Consider the following 22,052-nt stretch of genomic DNA (forward strand, 5'->3'; position numbering starts at 1 on the left):
TCGGTCTCACGCCTTCGTCGCGGCGATCCAGTCGTCCACGATCTCCTCCAGGATCGCCAGCGGCACCGCCCCGTTCCGCAGCACCGTGTCGTGGAAGGCGCGGATGTCGAAGCGCCCGCCCAGCGCGGTCCGGGCCTTCTCCCGCAGGTCCAGGATCTTCAGCATCCCGATCATGTAGGCGCAGGCCTGGCCGGGAATGGCGATGTAGCGGTCCACCTCGCGCGCCGCCGTTTCGCGCGCGAAGGAGGAGTTGGTGACGAAGTAGTCGGTCGCCTGCTCCCGCGTCCAGCGCCGGGCATGGATGCCGGTGTCCACGACCAGCCGGATCGCGCGCCACAGCTCGAACGAGAGGCGGCCGAAATCGGCATAGGGGTCCTTGTAGAATCCCAGCTCCTTCGGCAGCCGCTCGCTGTAGAGGCCCCAGCCCTCGACATAGGCGGTGGGCGAGGCGAAGCGGCGGAAGGCCGGTACGTCGGTCAGCTCCTGCGCGATGGAGATCTGGAGGTGGTGACCCGGGATCGCCTCGTGGAAGGCCAGCACTTCGAGCTGGTAGAGCGGCATCTCCTTCATGTTGGAGAAGTTGACGTAGTAGATGCCGGGGCGCGAGCCGTCCGGCGTTCCCGGACCGTACTGGGCGATGGCGCGGCTGCCCTCCAGGTACGGGTCGAACCGCTGCACGGTCACGCGGGCCTTCGGCTTGATCCCGAACTGTCCGTCCAGTGCCGCCTCCACCGCGGTCAGCACCCGCCGCGCCTCCGCGAGATAGGCTTCGTGCCCCTCCGGCGTGCCGGGCAGGTAGAAGCGCGGATCGTCGCGCAGGAACCGGAAGAAGTCCTGGAGGCTGCCGGTGAAGCCGGTCCGCGCCATGATGGCGTGCATGTCGCGGTGGATGCGCGCCACCTCGCGCAGGCCGGTCTCGTGCACCTCGTCCGGCGACAGGTCGAGCGTGGTGTGCCGCTTCAGGCAGGCGCGGTAATAGGCGTCACCCTCCGGCAGCTTCCAGACGCCGTCATTCTCGTCCGCCCGGCCGTGCAGGGCCTCCACATAGTCGGCCAGCCGGCGGTAGGCCGGGCCGAAGGACTCCGCCAGCGCCGTCCTGGCCGATGCCACGAGGGTGTCCTTCTCCGCCGGGGGCAGGTCCAGCGCGGCGATGTCCTTGCGGATGTCGGCCAGCAGGGACGAGTCCGTGCCGCTGCCGTCGAAGGGCTCGCCCTCCAGCGTTCCCAGGATGGCGCCCAGCGACTTCAGGACGGAGAATTTCGGCGGGATGGCGCCCAGGGCTGCCCGCGTCTCCGCCATGGCGATGGTCTGGTCCACGGCCGCAGGCAGGGCGCGCACCCGCGCCAGCCAGGCGTCCACGTCGGCCCGGTTCCGGATCGGCTGGATGTCCGTCAGCATGGCCGGGAAGGACAGGTGGCGGCCGTAGAAATGCTCCAGCGGATAGTCGTGCAGCCGCCAGCGGTGGTCCTCCAGCGCCTGCCGGGCGGCATAGTCGTAGAGCCGGACGTTCAGCCGGTCGGCCGGGGACAGGTCCGCCGACCCGGCCAGGGTCCGGAGCTGCTCCAGCCGGGTCCGGACCAGGGTCGCGGACTCGTCGGCCACGGCGTCGGAGACATCGTCCCAGCGGTCGTTGCCCGCGCCGGGCCAGCGCAGATAGGTCTGCCCTTCCGGGCTGCGGGCCATCTGCTCGGCCCAGGTCTCCTCGAAGAAGGCGGCGAGTCGAGGATCGTCCGCCGCGCGCGCTCGCCCGGGCAGGCCGGTGACGGCGGTCAGTGCGACGGCGGCGGTGCCGCGCAGGACGTCGCGGCGGGTAAGGTCGAGAGGCATGCCCGTTGGTCCCTGGTCCGGTCGCCGGTCACGCTGCCGGCCTGCCGCCGAGGCTAGACGGCGGGACCGCCGGTGGGCAAGGGCGGGGACGCCACAGGCAACGCCACAGGGAACGACAAAGGGGACTTCCACGGGGCGCCGGCCATGGGATGCCGGCAGCGCGGCCGGCCCGGGATCGGAACCATCCGGGGGGACAGGCGTTCGCGGGGGGAGCCCGGACAAGGGTCCCCCCGGAAGGAGAGCACGATGAGCGAGATGCCGTCCCTGATCGAACCGTTGTTCGGCGGTGAACCGAACCTGTCGTTCGGCGAGCGGGCCCTGTACGTCGTCGGCGGCCTGGGGCTTGCCGCGGCGGCCGCGAAGCCCCGGCCGAACCCGCTGCTGAACGTGCTGGCGCTTGCCGGCGGCGCCTACCTGACCCTGGGCGGCTATTACGGCCGCTGCCCGGTGCGCAGCGCCCTGTCCGGCGACCCGGGCGGCCGTCCGTCCCTGGGGCACCAGCGCGGCGGGATGCCGTCTCACCGGGAGTACGGCCGCACGCCGGCGACGGCGGAGGACTGACGGGCGGGGCCCGACGGCCGGGAATTGTCCCGACCGTCGGGTGCCCTTTTCATGCGGGAGAGCGGCCGATCAGATCTCGTCGAACCCGCTGTCGTCGAAGCCGCCGTCATCCCAGCCCGCCTCGTCGGCGGCCGGTTCCTCGGGCGGGGTGTCCTCCGCCGGCGGGATGACCTCGTTCACGGCCTCCTGCGCCATGGCCTCGCCGCCGGAGAAGGCGCTCGCCAGCGCGTTGCCCAGCAGCATGCCGCCGGCGACACCCATGGCCGTCTGCAAGGCCCCCGCCATGAAGCCGCCGCCCGGGCGGCCCATCGCGGTGGCGCCCATGGCATTGGGGTTGGCATAGGCGGCGACGCGCGGATCGCCGTAGGTGGGAGCGGCGGGCGCCCCCCAGGGCGAGGCGGCCTGACGCTGCGGCACGGGCGCCGGCGGCGGCTTCGGCCCGCCGCCGAACAGGCCGCCGAAGATGCCGCCCGTGCTGGCCGGGCGCTCGCGGAGCTGGCGCTCCAGTTCCTCCGTGCGGGTCTGCGCGGTCGCCAGCGCCTGCTCCAGCATCACGATGGCCTGGGCCATCAGGTAGGGGGATGCCGGCTGGCGCGCGACCTGGTCGCGGATGTGGGCCTCGGCCTCGGCATCGCGGGGACCGGACTGCGCCTCGGCCTGGCGCAGCTTGGTGAAAAGCTCGTCGATGATCTGGCGTTCGGTATGGTCCATGGGGATCTCCGGAAAGGGTCCGCGGGACGCCGGTCCGGTCCAGCCGGCAAGGGCCGCGGCCGGAAGGGCGGGCGGACGATCAGGTCAGGTCAGGGAAGGGGCGCCAGGGCGCCGGTGCGACGGGTGCCGGGCGGAAACGGCATCGCTGTCCCTCCAGGTGCAATCGCGCCCGTCGGCGCAAGGCAGGTGAAGGAATCCGACATCGCGACCACGTCTATGTCGCCAGAGGGGCCCGGACCCTGACAGAGGGCCTAGATGGGAAGGCCCCCCGATGCCGTCAAGAAGCCGGCGTGAAGAAGCCCCCCCGATCGGTAGGGTGTTCCCGGGCACGTCTCTTCAGGGCGCGTCTGTTCAGGGCGCGGCGGTGTCCCCGGGAGCCGGGCCGCCCTCGATGACGATCTCCACCCGCCGGTTCATGGCCCAGCGCGCCGGGTCGGTGGTGAGCGGCCGGCTGTCGGCAAGGCCGGTGGCGCGCAGGCGCTGCGCCGGCAGTCCCGCCGCGACAAGGTGGCGGACCACGGCGGCGGCGCGGGCGGCGGACAGTTCCCAGTTCGAGGGGAAGCGGGCGGTGGCGATGGCGACGGGATCGGTGTGCCCCTCCACCGTGATCGTCCCCGGCATCCGCGCCAGCATGGGCGCCAGCCGGTCCAGCACCGCCGTGCCCGCCGTCTCCAGCGCTGCGGAGCCGGAGCGGAACAGCACGCGGTCACGCAGCTCGATGGCGATCCGGCGGTCCTCCACGGTGAAGCCGACATCCGGGGGCAGCCCGGCCGCCTCCAGCGCCTGGAGCCAGGCCCGGGCCGCGGGTGAGAGCGGCGGCGGGGGCGGTCCCTCCGGCGCCGCTGCCGTGTCCCCGCCCGCCGGCCCCGGGTCGGGGGAGCCTGCAACCGGCACCGTCGGCGCCGGGCCGGGCAGGCTGGGGGTCAGATCGACCGGAGCCGGGCTGACAGGGGCCGGGCTGACCGGGGCGGCCAGCGTGGTGCGGGCCGGCGGCGGTACGGCCTCCGTTCCCGCCTGGGCTGCCGCCTGGGTGGCTTCCCCGGCCGGGTCCGGTCCCGGGTCGGGCGGGGCGAGGCGGCCCTGCATGCCCAGGATGGCGATCATGCCCAGGAACACGGTCATCAGCAGGGTGACCATGTCCATGTAGCTGATCACCCACTCCTCGGATTCCTCCTGCGCCGCCGGTGCCGGCGGCGGCGGGGTGGTGCGCAGGCCGCGGCCGCGGCGGTTCTCCCGCCGGGACCCGCGCCGGGGCTCGCCGGTTTCAGGCGGCACGGTGTGCCCCGTCGCCGTCGCGGAGATAGGTGCGCAGCAGGTCCTCGATCACCAGGGGCGAGCGGCCCAGCCGGGTCAGCACCACGCCGTCCATCAGCACGTTCATCATCGCCACCCGCCGGGCGGAGCGCTGTTCCAGCTTGATGGCGATGGGCTTGAACACGAGGTTCGCCAGGATCAGCCCGTAGAGCGTGGCCAGCATGGCGACGGCCATGCTGTTGCCGATCAGGCCGATGTCGCCGGACCCGAGCTGCTTGAGCATGCCGACCATGCCGGCCAGCGTGCCCAAGAGGCCGAAGGCCGGCGCGAAGGAGGCCAGGACGCGGAAGACGCGCGACTGCGCCGCGTCCAGTTCCGACTGTTTCTGGATGCGCCAGGTCAGGACATGCATCAGATCGTCCAGGTCGGTATCGTCCACGACGAGCTGGAGGCCCAGGCGCAGGAACGGGTTGCGCACCGTGCGCACGCGGTCCTCCGCCAGCTTCACCCGCTTCTCGTGCAGCATCCGGGCCACGTCCAGCAGCTCCGCCACGTCGGCGTCGATGGAGACATGCTCGCGCACGACCGAGGCCAGGGCGCCCAGCGCGTGCCAGATCTCGTCGCCGCGGAAGGCCAGCAGCGCCACGCAGGCGACGCCGCCGACCACGATGACCAGCCCCTCCTCATTGTAGAAGAAGACGGCGCTGCCGCCGGTGCCGACCACGAACCAGAGCAGCGCCGCCGTCGCCAGCACGCCCAGCACCGTCGTCGCCAGGAATCCGCCCGTCCGTCCGCCGCCTTTACGCCCAGCCTTGCCCGCCACTGCCTGGGGCACTCCCGTCCTCCACCCGTCCCGGTCCAAGGTACCGACCACCGCGCGACCTTCCGCTCATACGGGGCGCATCCCATTGATTTGCGTCAAATGCGGACAAAGGGCGAGCGCACTTCCGGTCACCTTGGCCTTCCGGTCAGGGGGAGCGGCGCCGGGCCGGCCTGGGGGCATGAAACCTGGGGGGCGCATTTGAAGGGTGCGACCGGATGGCACGCCGTGGAGACGGTCAGCACCGGAACCCCATGGCCGGTCCGACGACGTGACGGCTCCGCTCACCCCGCCCGTGGAGGCGACCATCGGCCTTCCCGCCGAACTCCCGGCAGAAAATGGCGGGGAACGCAGGGGGATCGCGGCGCCGCTGAAGCCTCCGGGCCGGAGTCGATCATCAGGGCCATGTCGTGGACGGTTCAGAACAGCAGGCGGCGCGCGAACACGCGGAACAGCCCGTAGACCGTCTGCCAGGGCGGGAAAACCTTCAGCGGCTTCGCCCGCCGGAGTGGGTCCTGTCGCAGATCGCATTCAGGACCTCGCGCAACTCCACATGCAGCTTCCGGCCGGTCCTGCCCGGCGGCGGTATTGTCCGCGACCATTCCGCATAGGTCAGGTCCGCGGGTTGCGCTTCGTCCTCTGCTCAATCCCGGCCATCCGGCCATGGCTCGCTCGCGTTCAAATCCCGAGCTTGAATCACGCAGCTAGCTCGGCTTCAAGCCTTTCGAAACGGGTTGTTAGGGGCGCAGAAGATCCAGGTGTGGGTCCAGATCGATAAATCTCGAGCAGACTTTGCGTAGTTCACGGGATGCATGTCCCCAGAACACCACATCGACCTCGAAACCGTCGCTAATCAGATGTTCAATGGCCGGCACATAGTCACCGTCACCCGCAACCAAGGTGAACACATCCCCCTGCTGCGCGCTGCGGTACGCATCGCGCGTAAGTGCAGCGACTATTCCCGTATCGATCTTCTTTTCTTTGTTAGATGCATTCCGATCATGCGTAATAACCTCGAATCCCGCCCTGCGCGCCAGATTCCAAATTTCATCGTTCTGCGGGGGACGCGACCCGAACAACATCGCTCTTGAGGTTCTTGTGCGATCTGTTCCAGCTACAAATTGATAGAGCTTCCCAAAACTAATGCGATAATTTAAATCAAGAACACGATTCTGAATGGCGTCATAAATGTCCAATGCCATCTGCTGACGCACAGCGCTCACTCGCTGTCCTTCTATATAAACATTCGAATTGTCTACGTAGATCCAATCCGACATTTTTCGCTCCTGCCTAATCGTCTTGTTACATTGTCATGATTGAGACTATGAGACCAGCAACCGCCAGTGTGGTGCCTATTGTCCATTGCCAGTGCTTCGCCCACCAAGCGGCAAATTCTTCACGAAACTGCCTGATGGGGCCGCGCTCAAAATGAATCAAGATCACGGGTGACGCTGGGTCGTTCTCGTAGAGTTCGAGACGATTCATACGATACCACCACTGCCTGAGGGCGTTCCAGGGGTTCTTCATTCTGGGTCCTATAGTGAGAGCTTGTTCGAGAACCGCTTCAGTTGCAGACTCTTCGATGCAGCAGGCTTGCCTGAAGAGTTGTATCATGCCGACGGAGACATCGATCCTGGCTTCGTCGTCTCGAACCAGTCGTCTCCAGCGGGTCATCCATCCGAAGGTCCGCTCGCCCCCAGTGCCGTGGCACGACCTTGAAGCCGGGATCGCTGTCGGTGCGGCGTACCACCTCGACGGTGAAGTCGAGGAAGGCGGCCTTGAGCATCAGCTTGGTCCGGTCATGGGCGCTGTCGGCGAACAGATGCTTCATCTACGGCCAGCGCTTGCGCAGCGCGTCCAGGATCTTCCGGACCCCGGCGGAGTCGGAAATGTCGGTGGTGGTCATTTGACCATCGGCAGGCGGCCATCAGTATCCACCGCGATGTGCCGCTTGCCTCCGTTGATCTTCTTGCCCGCATCGTATCCACGCTCCCTGGCGGCGGGAGCCTGCACCGATTGACTGTCCACGATCCCGGCGCTCGGGCTGGCGTTGCGGCCGGCCTGCTCACGGTCGATCATCAACGCCACGTCGTGAATCGTCTGAAACAGCAATCGCCGCAGGAGATGCCGGAACTACTAATACACCGCCTGCCACGGTGGAAAGTTCTTCGGTAAAAGCCGCCAGCCACAGCCCGTCCGGGCCAGGTAGCGCAAGGCGTTCAAGACGTCCCGAAGGTCAGCAGACCTTGGACGGCCGGTCTCGGCCTTCTGCGGCATCAGCGGTTCTATCAAAGACCATTCCTCATCGGTCAGGTCCGTCGAATACCGCTCCGTGTGGTTCTCGATCCTGGCGACCCGGCTGCGCGTCGCTTCGGTCCACATCCGAAGTTTGAACACATCAGGCCCTTAACGCCAAACCTTTCAAACGGGCTTTTGTGGCCAGACTGGCGGATGGGGTGGGATTCGAACCCACGGTGGGCTCACACCCACGGCGGTTTTCAAGACCGCTGCCTTAAACCGCTCGGCCACCCATCCGGCTGGGCCAACTGGTAACCGCAGCGCGGCGGCTTCGCAAGGGGGTTCGCACGCCGGGGTCCTTTCGGGCGTTTCCTCCGGCGGTCCCGCCGGCGTTCTCCCCGGGGCCTGATCCGGGACCCTCGGTCGCGGGGGCCGGGGAGGGGCCCGCCGCGCCGAAGGGCTGCCCAGGCGGGCGGGGCGGTCAGAGCAGCAGGTGCTCGCTCGCCTGTGCCCGCATGCAGTGGTTCGAGCCCATGGCCGCGGCGTAGCCGCCGGCGTTCAGGAAGGCGATCACGTCGCCCTCCTCCACCGCCGGGAAGGGCAGGGCCTCGGCCCAGAGGTCCAGCGCCTCGTTGATGTTGCCGGCGATGGTGACGGGGGCCAGCGCGTCCGCCGCCCAGGCGCGGGCCGGGTCCTGGCGCAGCCGGGCCGGCACCGGCTCGCAGGGCAGGCGGTAGAACACGGGCTCCACCGCCAGATTGAAGCCGCCGTCCACGCCGACGAAGGTGGTGGCGCGCTTGCGCTCCACCGTGTTGGCCTGGAGCAGCAGCACGCCCGCATCCTTGACGACATAGTCGCCGGGCTCGACCCAGACTTCGACCCCGCGGCCGGCGAAGCTGTCGCGGATCACCGCGGCCCAGGCCTCCAGGTCCAGCGGCCGGTCGCCGGCCACATGCGGCACGCCCAGGCCGCCGCCCAGGTTGACGAGGCGCGCCTGCGGCACCCGGTCCAGGAACCAGAGGCATTCGCGCACCACCTCCGCCCAGGCGGGAAGCTGGGCGTTCAGATAGCCGCAGCCGACATGGAAATGGATGCCCCGGACCGTGAGCCCGTGGGACGCGGCCAGCGCCAGCGCCTCCTCGAACCGGTCGCGGTAGATGCCGAACTTGGAGGTGCGCTCGCCGCTGTAGCGGAGAAGCTGGTTCTCCCCGTACCCCACCCCCAGGGCCGGGTTGACCCGGATGCCGATCTCCCGCCCCGGGCTGACGGCGGCCAGCCGCCGGATGGTGGAGAGGCTGTCGGCGTTGACCCAGGTCTCCGGATGGCGCGCCAGCACGGCGAGATCGGCCTCCGAGACGGAGGTCGCGGTGTAGGACACCTCCTCCGGCCGGAAGCCGCACTGCACGGCGAAGCGCAGCTCGTTGGGGGAGCAGGCGTCGATGCCGCAGAGGCCGGACGCCTTCATCCAGGTCAGCAGCGGGCCGTGGCGGTTCGCCTTCATGGCATAGCGCAGGGCGTGCGGCAGGCCGGTGGACTCCAGCGCCGCCGTCAGCCGCCGCAGATTCTCCAGCACCCTGGGGCCGGAATAGACATAGGCCGGCGTGCCGGCCTGCCGCGCCAGGTCGGCCAGGTTCCGGCCGGCAAGGTGCAGGTCGCGGCCGACATAGCGCAGGTCCGGCCGCTCCCACCAGAGCGCGGGCGCGCAAGGAAAAGCCGCGGCGGACGTCGCCGCGAGGGCATCCGGGGTCATGGCGGGTATCCTCACTCGGCCGTGGCGGGGGCCTGGATCGGCTCGCGCCGCCCGGTGATCCAGCGCCGGCAGTTGGGCGCGCCGCACAGGCAGGGGAACTGCTTGAACAGCACGTCCTCGGTACTGGCGTAGTCCATGGTCAGCGGCTCACCGGGGGCGATGTCCTTGATCGCCCACAGCTCGAACCGCTGCATGTCGAGGAAGCAGTTCGGGTCGCAGGAATGCAGCAGATAGCCGGTGAAGTACGGGTCGTAGAGATGGCTGTCCGGGCTGATCTGCAAGGTGTGCTGGCGCACCGCGTGAACGACGGTGCCGCTGATCCGGCAGATGCGGTGGCCGCGGGCGAAGGCCTGGCGGGCATAGACGCCGAGGCCCTTGCCGTCCTCCCGGCGGGAGACGGCGAAATCCTCCTCCGTGGGGTAGCCGTCGCCCAAGGCGAAGGCGGCCGGATAGAGGGAGCGGGGGTGCGGAGGGTCGAGGGTGATGACAGGGACGGGCGGAACGGACTGCGGCGCGCGGCGCGTTCGTGGGACGGTCATCGGCGGAGCGGGACTCCAGGGTTACCCCGCGAGGGGAGCCCCTAATCGTTATCAGTCCCATATCAGTCCGCAAGCAACACTTTCAGGGAAGTCGTGCCGCAGCCATGCGGTTTCCGGTGCCTGCCTTAACCCCCTCGCAAGCTCGGGTTAACCGATGGGCGGTGCGTCGCCATGAGCCGGTGGCATGCGGGTCCGGGCCGACGCTATCCTGAGCGTGGCCCGCCCGGCGGCGGGCCCAGGATTCGCCGCGGAAATGCGGCCAATGACGGTACCGGAGGAACGCTTCCATGGATTTCGAGTACTCGGACAAGACCAAGGCCCTTCAGGAAAGGCTCTCCCGCTTCATGGCGGAGCACATCTACCCGAACGAGGCGACGCTGTTCGCCCAGGTCGGGCAGAGCGGCGACCGCTGGCAGCCGGTGCCGATGCTGGAGGAGCTGAAGGCCAAGGCCAAGGCCGAGGGGCTGTGGAACCTGTTCCTGCCGGAAAGCGAGCTGGGCGCGGGGCTGACCAACCTGGAATACGCCCCGCTCTGCGAGATCATGGGGCGGTCGCACTGGGCGCCGGAGGTCTTCAACTGCTCCGCCCCCGATACCGGCAACATGGAGGTGCTGGTCCGCTACGGCACCCCGGAGCAGAAGAAGCGCTGGCTGGAGCCGCTGCTGGACGGCTCGATCCGCTCCGGCTTCGCCATGACGGAGCCGGAGGTCGCGTCCTCCGACGCCACCAACATCCGCACCGAGATCCGCCGGGACGGCGACGAATACGTCATCAACGGGCGCAAGTGGTGGACCAGCGGGGCCGGCGATCCCCGCTGCAAGGTGCTGATCGTCATGGGCAAGTCCGATCCGGACAGCCCGGACCGCCACCGCCAGCAGTCCATGATCCTGGTCCCGATGGATGCGCCCGGAATCGACGTGCGCCGGATGCTGCCCGTGTTCGGCTATGACGACGCGCCGCACGGGCACGCCGAGATCGTCTTCCGCGACGTCCGCGTGCCCGCCTCCAACATGCTGCTGGGCGAGGGGCGCGGCTTCGAGATCGCGCAGGGCCGCCTGGGGCCGGGCCGTATCCACCACTGCATGCGCCTGATCGGGCTGGCCGAGCGGGCGCTGGAGCGCATGTGCCGCCGCACCCTGAACCGCAACGCCTTCGGCAAGGCGCTGGCCGCGCAGACCGTCTGGCAGGAGCGCATCGCCGAATCGCGCCTGCTGATCGATCAGGCCCGGCTGCTGACGCTGAAGGCCGCCTACATGATGGACACGGTCGGCAACAAGGTCGCCAGGGCCGAGATCGCCATGATCAAGGTCGTGGCGCCCAACATGGCCTGTAAGGTGATCGACTGGGCCATCCAGTCCTTCGGCGGTGCCGGCGTGACGGAGGACCACGGCCTCGCCTACGCCTATGCCGGGGCGCGCACCCTGCGGCTGGCGGACGGCCCCGACGAGGTCCACCGCAACCAGATCGCCAAGCTGGAACTGTCCAAGTACAGCACCCAGGAAGGCAGCCGGACCGGCGGCGATGCCGCGGTCAAGGTCGCCTGACGGGGATACCGGACGGGGCACGGGACGGGTATCCCCCTGTGACCGGGCGCACTGACCGGGTTCAGGGGGCCGCATAGGGTCTGCCGCATCGTCAACCTGCGGCACTTCCCATGCGCGGCCCCCTTGCACGTCTCCTCCCGATCCCGGCGCTGCTGGCCCTGGCAGCCTGTGCCGGAATTCCGGCCGGTTCGGCCGACCGCACGACGGTGGAGCATCCGGGCTTCGGCTTCTGTGCGCAGACCGTCCAGGCGGCCTGGCCGGGGGAGGCTAACCGCGATGTCCGGGCGCGCGAACTCTCGGCCTGCCTGGAGCGTGGCGCGGCCCTCCAGGTCGCGGCCGCGGACCGGTTCTGATCCCGGCGGCCGATCCCCGCCTCACGCCTCGCTGACGGTCACTGACACGGGGAAATGGTCGGCATAGCCGTCCGGATTGTAGCTCTTCGGCTCCGACGGGCGGCCGAACTTCCGGCCGCCGCCCTTGGCGGTCCGCAGGGCCGGCAGCGCCTCGATCGCCAGCGTCTCTTCCCGCAGGGTCAGCGGCGCCCCGCGGCGCAGCAGCCCGCGGGAGACCAGGATCTGGTCCAGCACGTTCGGCTCCCCGTCATAGACATAGCTGCCGGCCGATCCCAGGAAGCGCCACATCGGGTTGTAGAAGGACTGGCTCTGCGGATGCGTCGCCTTGCTGCGCGCCCGCGTCGCCAGCGCATAATCCTGGAGCGAGCGGTTGAACGGCTCGTCGTTGAAGTCGCCCATGGCCAGGATGGCGGCGTCGCGGCCCTTCTCCTCCAGGATGCGCTGGTGGAAGTAGCTCAGACTCTCCCCGGCCATGATGCGGTAGGGCTCGCTCTCATGCGCGCCGCCGCTGCGCGAGGGCCAGTGGTTGACCAGCACCACGATCGCGTTGCCGCCGGCCACCGTGGTCAGCGTCGCCTGGAGGATGTCGCGCGTGGCCGAGCGGCGGACGATGAAGCGGGAGAAGATCTCCTCCCGGTTCACCGTGAACAGGGTCCGGTCATAGAGCAGGGCGACGTCGATACCGCGCCCGTCCTGTCCCTCCGCATGAACGATTCCGTAGTCGCGGCCGGGGCCGAGCGCCGCCGCCAGCCGGCCCAGCACATGGGCGTTCTCCACCTCCGCTACGCCCAGCACGTCGGGGCCGCGACCGCCGCCCAGGGCCGGGATGATCGCGGCGAGCTGCGCCAGCTTGCGCGACAGCACCGCCTCGTCCCAGCCCACCAGTTCGCGGGCGATGCGGGAGCGGATGCGCTCCTCCCGCCGGGGCGAATCGGCCACGTCGAACAGGTTCTCCACGTTCCAGAAGGCGAAGACATAGTCCCTGGGCATGGAAAATCTCCAGCCGGTCACATCCTGCGCCAGTTTAACGCGAAACCCGGGCCGACGCCACGGATCAGGGATCGGTCCGGTAGGGGGACCAGTCCGGGCCGTCGTCGGCGTGGCGCGGCAGGCTGTCGGCCGTGTCGAACCAGGGCAGGCGGCTGGAGGTCCAGATATGGTAGGCGGGCACCAGCGCCGTCGGATCGTCCAGGCTGCCCAGGGCGACGTCCAGTTCCGGTTCGCCCTCCGTGTAGGCGAAGAAGAGCTGCGTCCCGCAGGCGGGGCAGAACTGGCGCAGCGCCTTCGGGGAGGAGGCATGCGCCGCCGGTGCGCCCCGCGTCAGCCAGACCGCCGCCGTGGGGAAGGTGGCCCAGGCCATCACCGGCGCGCCGGAGGACCGGCGGCAGGTGCGGCAGTGACAGTAGGCGACGCCGGTCGGCGTGATCGCGCCCGCGATGCGGTAGCGAACGGCACCGCAGAGGCAGCCGCCCTCAAGATCGCCCGTGTCCGCGTCGCCCCTGTCCGCCATGGTCTCCGTCCCGTCGCCCGCTACCGCGAAATGCCTTGCCCGGAAACGCGCCGCCGGGTCAGTCGGCCAGTTCGAGCAGGACCGGCGTATGGTCCGACGCCTTCTCCTGCCCGCGGGGGCCGCGGTCGATGGTGCAGGCGGCCAGCCGGTCGGCCGCCTGCGGGGACAGCAGGAAATGGTCGATCCGCAGACCCAGGTCGCGCGGCCAGGCGCCCGCCTGGTAGTCCCAGAAGCTGTAGGCGTGGCGGGCAGCGGGATGCAGGGCGCGGAACGCCTCCGTCAGGCCCAGATTCAGGATCTCGCGGAACTTCTCCCGCGTCTGTCGGCGGAACAGGGCGTCCTCGCTCCAGCCCTCGGGATCGTAGACGTCCTCCGGTGCGGGGATGACGTTGTAGTCCCCGCCCAGGACGAAGGGGACCTCCCGCGCCAGAAGCCCCTGCGCGTGCGCCTTCAGCCGCTCCATCCAGCGCAGCTTGTAGGGATACTTCTCCGAGCCCACCGGGTTGCCGTTCGGCAGGTACAGGCTGGCGATCCGCAGGCCGCCGACCGTGCCCTCGACATAGCGGGCCTGCGGGTCCTCGGGCTCGCCGGGCAGGCGCTCGATCAGGTCTTCCACCGGCAGCCGGGAGAGGATCGCCACGCCGTTGTAGCTCTTCTGCCCGACGGCGTGGACACGGTAGCCGAGCTGCTCGAACTCAAGCGCCGGGAAGGATGCCGTCTCGCACTTGATCTCCTGCAACAGCACCACGTCGGGGGCGGCGGCCGTCAGCCAGGAAAGCACGTTGGGCAGGCGGGCCTTGACGGAATTGACGTTCCAGGTGGCGATCTTCACGGCGCTTCCTTGACGGCGCGGGCAGGGGAACGGAGGCGGATCAGAGCGAGAAGGAGGAGCCGCAGCCGCAGGAGGAGGAGGCGTTCGGGTTGTTGATCCGGAAGGCCGAGCCCATCAGATCCTCGACATAATCGACCTCCGCCCCGGCCAGCAGATCGAGCGAGACCTCGTCCACCACGAGGCGGGAACCGTCCCGCTCGTAGACATGGTCGTCGTCGTTCGTGCGGTCGTCGAAGGAGAAGCCGTACTGGAAGCCCGAACAGCCGCCGCCCGACACCGACAGGCGCAGCATCAGGGCGGGGTTGCCCTCCTGCTGCGCCAGATGCGCGATCCGCCGTGCCGCACTGGCCGTCAGCAGAACGCGCCGCCCGGACGGGGCGGCGGCGGGGGGAGGGGATGCGGGTCCGTGGGTCGCCAGGGTTGCCATGAGCCGGTTCCGTCTCGTCGCTACTGGACAAACTGTCGCTGACTATGTAAGCGCCGAATTGCGTTCCGTCAAAGCGCGGCCGGCGGATCTGGTCCGTACCCCGGTCACGGGCGAGAACCCGGCACTCCCGAGGAGGCAGCCATGATGCGCTGGAAGAGCCTGCTGTCGCGCAAGCGGCTCGCCAAGCCTGTCCGCGATCCGGAACTGCCTTACCGCAGCGCCTTCGAGATCGACATAGACCGCATCACCTTTTCCACCAGCTTCCGCCGGCTGTCGGACAAGCAGCAGGTCCACGGCATCGGCGGCTCCGACTATGTCCGCTCCCGCCTGACGCACTCCATGGAGGCGGCGCGGGTCGGCCGCTCTCTCGGCACCTGGGCGGGGCGGGAGATCGTGGAGCGCTACGGCGGGGAGGAGGTCGGGGCGACCCCCTTCGACATCGGCCACGTCGTGGCCGCGGCCGCGCTGGCCCACGATCTGGGCACGCCCTGCTTCGCCCACACGGGTGAGGACATCGTCTCCGACTGGTTCCGGGGCAGTGCCGTGGGCCGCGAGATCCTGTCCGGCCTGCCGGAACAGCAGCGCAACGAGCTGCGCCATTTCGAGGGCAACGCCCAGGGCTTCCGGGTGCTGACCCGGCTCCAGGGCTGGCGGGCCACGGGCGGCCTGCAGCTCACGGCCGCCACGCTGGCGGCCTACAGCAAGTATCCCTGGAGCGCGCCCGGCGACGACGGGCTGCCGCGGCCGCATCCGCGCAAGTACGGCTTCTTCGGCAGCGAGCGCGCGCTGTTCAGCGAGATGGCGGAGGAGGTCGGGCTGATCCCCACCGGCGACGACACCTGGTGCCGCCACCCGCTCGCCTATCTGGTGGAGGCGGCCGACGATGCCTGCTACCGCGTCGTCGATATCGAGGACGCGGTGAAGATGCGGATGCTGAGCTTCGCCGATGCCGAATCCCTGCTGGCGCCGCTGGTCGTGGTGGACCGGCAGGAATATGACGAGATCGACGACGAGGACCGCCGGCTGATCTACCTGCGCGCCCGCGCCATCGACCGGCTGGTCCACGACGCGGCGGAGATGTTCCTGGAGCGCCTGCCGGAGCTGATGCAGGGCAGGCCGTGCCCGGCGCTCCTGCACATGACGGAGCGGGCGACCGCGCTGAAGGCCATCGAGCAGATCAGCTATACCCGCATCTATCGCGGCCAGCAGCGCTGCGAGACAGATATCGTCGCCGCGCGCACCATCACGACGCTGCTGGACGCCTTCGGCGAGGCCCTGCTGGCGCGGGAGGAGGCCGGACCCGGGGCGGACCTGCCGCGGCGCTTCGCATCGCTGCTGGAGACGATGCCGACGATCCGGCAGATGCCCTATGACCGCCCGTCCTGGGTGCGCGGGCTGGTGGACTACATCGCCGGCATGACGGACCGCTTCGCCCTGCGTCAGGCGCAGCTCATCGCCGGATGAGGGCGGGCCGGGCCGGGGCGGTCACCGCAAGGCCCCTGTGCGCGTGCGAAGGGATGCGCTAGGGTGCGCAGCATGAAAGGTGGGTGGCGGCACGCCGGCGCCTACGGAACCCAGTTCTGCGTCCGATCGGAAAAATGAACGTATTCAAAGATTTCGAGGCCAAGATCAAGGCCGCGCTTGAAGAGCTGATGGCGGACGGGTCGCTGCCGCAGGGTCTGGACCTTTCCCGCGTGACGGTGGAGCCGCCGCGCGATCCGAGCCATGGCGATGTCTCCACCAACGCCGCCATGGTGCTGGCGAAGCCGGCCGGCAAGCCGCCGCGGTCCATCGCGGAGGCGCTGGTGGCGCGGCTGCGCGGCGTGGCCGACGTGACGGCGGCGGAGGTCGCGGGTCCGGGCTTCGTCAATCTGCGCATGGCGCCGGACTACTGGTGCCGCCGGCTGAGCGACGTGCTGGTCGCCGGGGTCACCTACGGCGCCAGCACGCTGGGCAACGGCAGCCGGGTCAATGTCGAATACGTTTCCGCCAACCCGACCGGGCCGCTGCACGCCGCCCATGCCCGCGGCGCCGTCGTCGGCGATGCGCTGGCGGCGCTGCTGGAGAAGGCGGGCTTCGAGGTCACGCGCGAGTACTACATCAACGACGCCGGCGCGCAGGTCGAGGTGCTGGGCCGCTCCACCTACCTGCGCTACCGCGAGGCGGTGACGGGGGAGGAGGCGAGCATTCCCGCCGGCCTCTATCCGGGCGAGTACCTGAAGGAGGTCGGACAGGCCATCGCCCAGCGCGACGGCGACCGCTGGCTCACGGCGCCAGAGGCGGAATGGCTGCCGGTGATGCGCGACTACGCCGTCGGGATGATCATGGGCTGGATCAAGGAGGATCTCGCCTCCATGAACATCCACCATGATGTCTTCACCTCCGAGCGGGCGCTGGTGCAGAGCGGGGCGGTGGACGCCGCGCTCCAGACCCTGCGCGACCAGGACCTGATCTATGTCGGCGTGCTGGAGCCGCCCAAGGGCAAGAAGCCGGACGACTGGGAACCGCGCCCGCAGACCCTGTTCAAGGCCACACAGTTCGGCGACGACGTGGACCGGCCCTTGCAGAAGTCGGACGGGAGCTGGACCTACTTCGCCAACGACATCGCCTACCATTACGACAAGGTGCGCCGCGGCACCCCCACCCTGATCGACGTCTGGGGCGCGGACCATGGCGGCTACGTCAAGCGGATGGAGGCGGCGGTGAAGGCCGTCACCGGCGGCGCCGGCATGCTGGACGTGAAGATCTGCCAGCTCGTCCATCTGCTGGAGAACGGCCAGCCGGTGAAGATGTCCAAGCGCGCCGGCACCTTCGTCACCCTGCGCGACGTGATGGAGGCGGTGGGCCGCGACGTGGTCCGCTTCATCATGCTGACCCGGCGCAACGACCAGACGCTGGAGTTCGACTACGCCAAGGTCACGGAGCAGTCGAAGGACAACCCGGTCTTCTACGTGCAGTACGCCCATGCCCGCTGCCGCTCCGTCCTGCGGCACGCGGAGGAGGCGCATCCGGACTGGGACATCTCCGGCCCGGCGCTGGCCGGGGTGAACCTCTCTCGGCTCTCCTCGCCCGAGGAGATCGAGCTGATCCGCCAGATGCTGTCCTGGCCGCGTCAGATCGAGGCCGCAGCGGAGGCGCACGAACCGCACCGCGTCGCGTTCTACCTGTACGACCTCGCCTCCGCCTTCCATGCCCTCTGGAACAAGGGCAAGGACGACGCCACCCTGCGCTTCCTGATCGAGTCCGATCCCGACCTGACCAAGGCGCGGCTGGCGCTGGTGAAGGCGGTGTCCATCGTGATCGCCTCCGGCCTCCAGGTCATGGGGGTGGTGCCGGTCGAGGAAATGCGCTGAGGACCCCGAGCCATGTCCATGCATGACGACGACCAGTATCCGCGCGACCAGTATCCGCGGGACGACTACCGGGCGGACCAGGGCTATTACCGGCGCGACAGCGCCGACGGCTACGGTTACGGCTACGAGGCGGAGACGCCGCCGCGGCGCCGGCTGACCAGCATCCTGGTCGTCGCGCTCGGCGTCGGCGCCTTCGGCGGCATCATCTGGTACGCCTACAGCCAGGGCATGCGTGCCGGCAGCGAAAGCGTCGCCCCCGTGCTGCGGGCCGACGCGGGTCCGACCAAGGTGCGCCCGGAACAGCCCGGCGGCATGCAGGTCCCGCATCAGGACAAGCTCGTCTACGATCGGCTGAACCCCGCCGCCGCACCGGAACCGGGCGTCGAGCGGCTGCTGCCGCCGCCCGAGGCCCCGCTGGACCGGCCGCGTCCGCCCGAGCCGGACTCCGACCCCGCCGCCCTGGCGGAGGGGGAGCCCGGGCTGGGCGAGCCGCCGGCCTCGGCCGCCCTGACGGAGGAACCGGAGGAGGCGCCGGTGGAGGAACCCGCTCCCGCGCCGGCCCCGCCGCCCCCTGCGGCCCGCCAGCCGGTCGCTCCGCCGACCGTGGCCGCCGCCGCCCCGCCGGTCGTCGTGCCCCCCGCCGCCGCCCCGCCCAAGGCGACGCCGGCTCCGGCGGCCGTGGCGCCTGCCGCACCGCCCGCTCCGGTCACGGGCGGCGTGCGGGTGCAGATCGCCGCTGTGGACAGCGAGGCCAAGGCGCAGTCGGAATGGAGCCGCTTGCAGAAGCGCTATGCGGCCCAGCTCGGCGGGCTCGGCGTGCGCTATGTGCGGGCCGATCTCGGCGCCAAGGGCACCTACTACCGCATCCAGGCCGGTCCCGTTGAGGACAGCCGGGCCCGCGAGATCTGTACCCAGCTCAAGGCCCAGAATGTCGGCTGCATCATCGTCAAATGAGCCTCCGCGGCAGCCGCTGGCGGTCGCCTTCGGCTGCGCCGGTCCCGACCTGACGGCGCAGGAGCGGGCCTTCTTCCGCGAGGCCGATCCCTTCGGCTTCATCCTGTTCCGGCGCAATGCGGAGACGCCGGAGCAGGTCCGCCGCCTGACCGGCGACCTGCGGGATGCCGTCGGCCGCGACGCCCCGGTGCTGATCGACCAGGAGGGCGGCCGCGTGGCCCGGCTGCGCCCGCCGCACTGGCCGGAATTCCCCGCCGCCCGGCGCCTCGGCGACCTCGCCGAGCGCGACCCGGAGGCCGGGACGCGGGCGGCCTGGCTGGACGGTCGCCTGCTGGCGCACCTGCTGGCGGATGTCGGTATCGACGTGGACTGTGCGCCCGTGGCCGACCTGCCGGTGCCGGGCGCGCATGACGTGATCGGCGACCGCGCCTTCGGCGCTGATCCGGGGCTGGTCGCCCGGCTGGCCCGGGCGCAGGCGGAAGGGCTGCTGGCCGGCGGTGTCCTGCCCGTGGTGAAGCACCTGCCGGGCCACGGCCGCGCCTGTGCCGACAGCCACAAGGAGCTGCCGGTGGTGACGGCGGAGCGGGCGGTGCTGGAGGCGACGGATTTCGCCCCCTTCCGGGCGCTTGCCGATCTGCCCTGCGGCATGGCGGCCCATGTCGTCTACACCGCCCTCGATCCCGACCGGCCGGCCAGCACCTCGGCCGCGGTGATCGGGACCGTCATCCGCGGCTGGATCGGCTTCCAGGGACTGCTGTTCAGCGACGACCTGTCCATGCAGGCGCTCCGCGGCGGTCCTGGCGAGCGGGCCCGGGCCGTGCTCGCCGGCGGCTGCGACGTCGCCCTGCACTGCAACGGCATCCTGGCGGAGATGCTCGAAATCGCGGCCGCGGCCCCCCATCTGAGTGAAACCGGTGCCGCGCGCTGGGCCCGCGCGGCGGCCCTGCGCGATGCGGTCGAACCGGCCGATGCCGGCGCCCTGCGCCGGGAGTTGGACGCCCTGCTGGCCGCGCGGATCGCCTGAGACATGCCCGATATCGGTTCCGTTCTTTTCCAGATCTCCATCATCGCCCTGCCGGTCGTCATCGCCATCACCTTCCACGAGGCGGCGCACGGCTGGGTCGCCAGACGGCTGGGCGACGACACCGCCTATCTCCAGGGGCGGGTGACGTTCAATCCGCTGAAGCACATCGACCCGGTCGGCACGGTGCTGTTGCCGGGACTGATGTTCCTGACCACCGGATTCCTGTTCGGCTGGGCGAAGCCGGTCCCGGTCGATTTCCGGAACCTGCGCGACCCCAGGCGCGACATGGTCTGGGTCGCCTTGGCCGGACCGGGGGTGAACATCGCGCTCGCGCTCGTCTCCGCGCTGCTGCTGCATGTCGTGCCGCTGCTGCCGCCCTATGTCGGGGAGTGGCTCGGCAACAACCTCCAGGTCTCCATCCTGATCAACGTGATCCTGGCCGTCTTCAACATGCTGCCGCTGCCGCCGCTGGACGGCGGCCGGGTGGCGGTGGGGCTGCTGCCGGACGTGCTGGCGTTTCCGCTGGCCCGGCTGGAGCGCTACGGCATCCTGATCCTGCTGCTGGCGCTGATCCTGGTGCCCTTCGCCTCGCGCGAGTTCGGGTATCCGGTGGATCCGCTGCGCTGGATCATCGGCCCGCCGGTGGACTACATTATCGACCTGATCGCCCGGGTGACCGGGCTCTCCTGAGGTCCCGATGGCCCGCGCCCCCGCGCCCGACACGTTCGAAACCGCGGAACGTCCGCCGGTCGATCCGGCCGAGCAGTTCCTGCTGGACATCGACGGGTTCGAGGGGCCGATCGACCTGCTGCTGACGCTGGCGCGCGACCAGAAGGTCGATCTCACCCGCGTCTCCATCCTGCAACTGGCCGAACAGTATCTGGCCTTCGTGGCGGAGGCCCGGCGCCTGCGGCTGGAACTGGCGGCGGACTATCTGGTGATGGCGGCGTGGCTGGCCTACCTGAAGTCGCGCCTGCTGCTGCCCGAGCCGGAGGAGGAGGAGCCGAGCGGGGAGGAGCTGGCGGCCGCCCTGGCCTTCCAGCTCCAGCGGCTGGAGGCGATGCAGGGTGCGGCCGCCCGGCTGCTGGCACGGCCGCAGCTCGGCCGCGACCGCTTCGCCCGCGGCGCGCCCGAGGCGTTGCCCGTGCTGGAGAAGCGGGTGGTGGACGTCACGCTGTACGACCTGCTGAAGGCCTATGGCGAGCACAAGCAGCGCCAGAGCCGCAGCGACCCGCTGCACATCCGGCCGACCGAGCTGTACTCCATTGAGGAGGCGCTGGAGCGGATGACGGAGATGCTGGGGCGCCTGCCGGACTGGACCCGCCTCGGCAGCTTCCTGCCCGCCGGCTGGCGCGGCAATCCGCTGAAGGCGCGCTCGGCGCTGGCCAGCACCTTCGTCGCCACGCTGGAGCTGGCGAAGGCCGGGCAGGTGGAGCTGCGCCAGGACCGCCCCTTCGACCCGATCTATCTCCGCCGGCCGACGGCCTGACCCGCCCCCGCGGGTCCCCGGCGCCCCCAGTCACAGCCAGCACGCACAGGCAGCACGCACAGGCAGCACACAGGCAGAGTCCCCATGATCGTTCCCGATGACCATGTCCAGCGCCTGCGCCTTCTCGAAGCGGTCCTCTTCGCCTCTGCCGAGCCGGTGGAGGAGGCGGCCTTGCAGTACCGCCTGGGCGACGGGGTGGACGTGCGCGCCCTGTTGCAGGAGCTGGCGGCGCTTTACGAGAACCGCGGCGTCACCCTGGTGGCCAGCGGCGGCCGCTGGGCCTTCCGCACGGCGCCGGACCTGGCCGTCTTCCTGCGCACGGAGACGGAGGTGACGGCGAAGCTGTCCCGCGCCGCCGTCGAGACGCTGGCCATCATCGCCTATCACCAGCCGGTCACCCGCGCGGAGATCGAGAGCATCCGCGGCGTCGCCACCAGCAAGGGCACGCTGGACATCCTGATGGAGGCGGGCTGGATCAAGCCCGGCCGCCGGCGGGAGACTCCGGGGCGGCCCGTGACCTGGGTGACGACGCCCCATTTCCTGGACCATTTCGGACTGGAGTCCTTACGCGACCTGCCGGGGGTGGAGGATCTGCGCGCGGCCGGACTGCTGGACGCGCGGCCGGCCATCACCTCCCTGCCGGGCGGGCCGGGCCTCCTGTCCGAGCGGGAGGAGGAGCCGGCGGAGGGCTGAGCCCGCGCGGCTGCTTCCCGGTGCGGGCGTGGGCCAAGCCATTGTTCCACCGATGATCGTTCCCACCTGTCCGGGGGCAGGAAAGGGCCGGGTGCCGTCGTTGCGGCGCCGGGACCTTTCTGCCATTATCCCCGCCCGTCGGCCGGGGGTCCCCCGGCGCCAAGGAGTTGTGG

At 70.1% G+C, this 22,052-nt stretch carries 21 protein-coding genes, 1 tRNA gene and 1 pseudogene; 10 read left to right on the forward strand and 13 right to left on the reverse strand.

Translation table 11 applies throughout. From position 1 onward, the window contains the following. Window positions 1–6 precede the first annotated feature (6 nt). Entirely contained in the window at window positions 7–1,827 is a 1,821-nt protein-coding gene (locus tag ACFQPS_RS02000) for a DUF885 domain-containing protein (RefSeq protein ID WP_377356011.1), read from the reverse strand. A 246-nt stretch (window positions 1,828–2,073) separates the two neighbouring features. Between ACFQPS_RS02000 and ACFQPS_RS02005 the strand changes: the two genes are divergently transcribed. Further along, a complete protein-coding gene (locus ACFQPS_RS02005) occupies window positions 2,074–2,388 on the forward strand; it encodes a hypothetical protein (protein ID WP_377356012.1) in 315 nt (104 codons plus the stop codon). Window positions 2,389–2,457: 69 nt separating this feature from the next. Here the strand turns inward: ACFQPS_RS02005 and ACFQPS_RS02010 are convergent, their stop codons facing one another. The 8 genes and pseudogenes from ACFQPS_RS02010 to ACFQPS_RS02045 form a co-directional block, all read right to left on the reverse strand. Continuing rightward, on the reverse strand, window positions 2,458–3,099 hold the full coding sequence (locus ACFQPS_RS02010; RefSeq protein ID WP_377356014.1) for a DUF2076 domain-containing protein: 642 nt from the start codon (window positions 3,097–3,099) through the stop codon (window positions 2,458–2,460). Window positions 3,100–3,450: 351 nt separating this feature from the next. Then, complete coding sequence (locus ACFQPS_RS02015; RefSeq protein ID WP_377356015.1) at window positions 3,451–4,374, reverse strand: OmpA family protein; 924 nt, start codon at window positions 4,372–4,374, stop codon at window positions 3,451–3,453. Beyond that, entirely contained in the window at window positions 4,364–5,188 is an 825-nt protein-coding gene (locus ACFQPS_RS02020) for a motility protein A (RefSeq protein ID WP_377356017.1), read from the reverse strand. The genes ACFQPS_RS02015 and ACFQPS_RS02020 overlap by 11 nt, the downstream gene beginning before the upstream one ends. 722 nt (window positions 5,189–5,910) lie before the next feature. Next, window positions 5,911–6,450, reverse strand: coding sequence for an NYN domain-containing protein (locus tag ACFQPS_RS02025; RefSeq protein WP_377356019.1), 540 nt, complete (start codon window positions 6,448–6,450; stop codon window positions 5,911–5,913). Between the two features lie 331 nt (window positions 6,451–6,781). Then, window positions 6,782–7,555 (reverse strand): annotated as a pseudogene (locus ACFQPS_RS02030) (IS5 family transposase); the annotation flags it as partial. A gap of 63 nt (window positions 7,556–7,618) precedes the next feature. Then, window positions 7,619–7,708, reverse strand: a tRNA-Ser gene (locus ACFQPS_RS02035). A gap of 184 nt (window positions 7,709–7,892) precedes the next feature. Further along, entirely contained in the window at window positions 7,893–9,161 is a 1,269-nt protein-coding gene (locus tag ACFQPS_RS02040) for a diaminopimelate decarboxylase (RefSeq protein ID WP_377356021.1), read from the reverse strand. Between the two features lie 11 nt (window positions 9,162–9,172). After that, complete coding sequence (locus tag ACFQPS_RS02045; RefSeq protein WP_377356022.1) at window positions 9,173–9,700, reverse strand: SET domain-containing protein-lysine N-methyltransferase; 528 nt, start codon at window positions 9,698–9,700, stop codon at window positions 9,173–9,175. Between the two features lie 287 nt (window positions 9,701–9,987). On the opposite strand from ACFQPS_RS02045, the gene ACFQPS_RS02050 reads away from it, so the two are divergent. Together ACFQPS_RS02050 and ACFQPS_RS02055 are read left to right on the forward strand one after the other, a co-directional pair. Beyond that, complete coding sequence (locus ACFQPS_RS02050; protein ID WP_377356024.1) at window positions 9,988–11,244, forward strand: acyl-CoA dehydrogenase; 1,257 nt, start codon at window positions 9,988–9,990, stop codon at window positions 11,242–11,244. Between the two features lie 110 nt (window positions 11,245–11,354). Continuing rightward, window positions 11,355–11,597 (forward strand): hypothetical protein, encoded by a 243-nt coding sequence (locus ACFQPS_RS02055; RefSeq protein ID WP_377356025.1) that lies wholly within the window; start codon window positions 11,355–11,357, stop codon window positions 11,595–11,597. 21 nt (window positions 11,598–11,618) lie between these two features. Here the strand turns inward: ACFQPS_RS02055 and ACFQPS_RS02060 are convergent, their stop codons facing one another. The 4 genes from ACFQPS_RS02060 to erpA form a co-directional block, all read right to left on the reverse strand. Continuing rightward, window positions 11,619–12,587, reverse strand: a complete 969-nt coding sequence (locus tag ACFQPS_RS02060) for an endonuclease/exonuclease/phosphatase family protein (protein ID WP_377356027.1) — start codon at window positions 12,585–12,587, stop codon at window positions 11,619–11,621. A gap of 64 nt (window positions 12,588–12,651) precedes the next feature. Continuing rightward, entirely contained in the window at window positions 12,652–13,107 is a 456-nt protein-coding gene (locus tag ACFQPS_RS02065) for a GFA family protein (protein ID WP_377356029.1), read from the reverse strand. A 58-nt stretch (window positions 13,108–13,165) separates the two neighbouring features. Beyond that, window positions 13,166–13,939 carry an exodeoxyribonuclease III gene (locus ACFQPS_RS02070; protein ID WP_377356030.1) on the reverse strand — a complete coding sequence of 258 codons (774 nt, stop codon included), beginning with the start codon at window positions 13,937–13,939 and terminating at the stop codon, window positions 13,166–13,168. Window positions 13,940–13,979: 40 nt separating this feature from the next. Then, window positions 13,980–14,366: an iron-sulfur cluster insertion protein ErpA gene (gene erpA, locus ACFQPS_RS02075; protein WP_377356031.1), complete on the reverse strand. Its 387-nt coding sequence runs from the start codon at window positions 14,364–14,366 to the stop codon at window positions 13,980–13,982. A 141-nt stretch (window positions 14,367–14,507) separates the two neighbouring features. Here erpA and dgt point away from each other — a divergent pair, with 141 nt between their 5' ends. The 7 genes from dgt to scpB all read left to right on the forward strand — a co-directional run bounded on the left by dgt (window position 14,508) and on the right by scpB (window position 21,879). Beyond that, complete coding sequence (dgt, locus tag ACFQPS_RS02080; RefSeq protein ID WP_377356033.1) at window positions 14,508–15,830, forward strand: dGTP triphosphohydrolase; 1,323 nt, start codon at window positions 14,508–14,510, stop codon at window positions 15,828–15,830. 134 nt (window positions 15,831–15,964) lie between these two features. Continuing rightward, on the forward strand, window positions 15,965–17,719 hold the full coding sequence (gene argS, locus ACFQPS_RS02085) for an arginine--tRNA ligase (RefSeq protein ID WP_377356035.1): 1,755 nt from the start codon (window positions 15,965–15,967) through the stop codon (window positions 17,717–17,719). 12 nt (window positions 17,720–17,731) lie between these two features. Continuing rightward, window positions 17,732–18,673, forward strand: a complete 942-nt coding sequence (locus tag ACFQPS_RS02090) for an SPOR domain-containing protein (protein WP_377356037.1) — start codon at window positions 17,732–17,734, stop codon at window positions 18,671–18,673. Then, entirely contained in the window at window positions 18,648–19,697 is a 1,050-nt protein-coding gene (gene nagZ, locus ACFQPS_RS02095; RefSeq protein WP_377356039.1) for a beta-N-acetylhexosaminidase, read from the forward strand. Before ACFQPS_RS02090 ends, nagZ begins: the two co-directional genes overlap by 26 nt. A 3-nt stretch (window positions 19,698–19,700) precedes the next feature. After that, complete coding sequence (locus ACFQPS_RS02100) at window positions 19,701–20,387, forward strand: site-2 protease family protein (RefSeq protein WP_377356040.1); 687 nt, start codon at window positions 19,701–19,703, stop codon at window positions 20,385–20,387. A 7-nt stretch (window positions 20,388–20,394) separates the two neighbouring features. Beyond that, complete coding sequence (locus ACFQPS_RS02105) at window positions 20,395–21,186, forward strand: segregation and condensation protein A (protein WP_377356042.1); 792 nt, start codon at window positions 20,395–20,397, stop codon at window positions 21,184–21,186. 84 nt (window positions 21,187–21,270) lie between these two features. Further along, window positions 21,271–21,879 carry an SMC-Scp complex subunit ScpB gene (gene scpB / locus ACFQPS_RS02110; protein ID WP_377356044.1) on the forward strand — a complete coding sequence of 203 codons (609 nt, stop codon included), beginning with the start codon at window positions 21,271–21,273 and terminating at the stop codon, window positions 21,877–21,879. Window positions 21,880–22,052: the final 173 nt, after the last annotated feature.

Source organism: Rhodocista pekingensis (assembly GCF_042665545.1).
Classification (GTDB): Bacteria; Pseudomonadota; Alphaproteobacteria; order Azospirillales; family Azospirillaceae; genus Rhodocista; species Rhodocista pekingensis.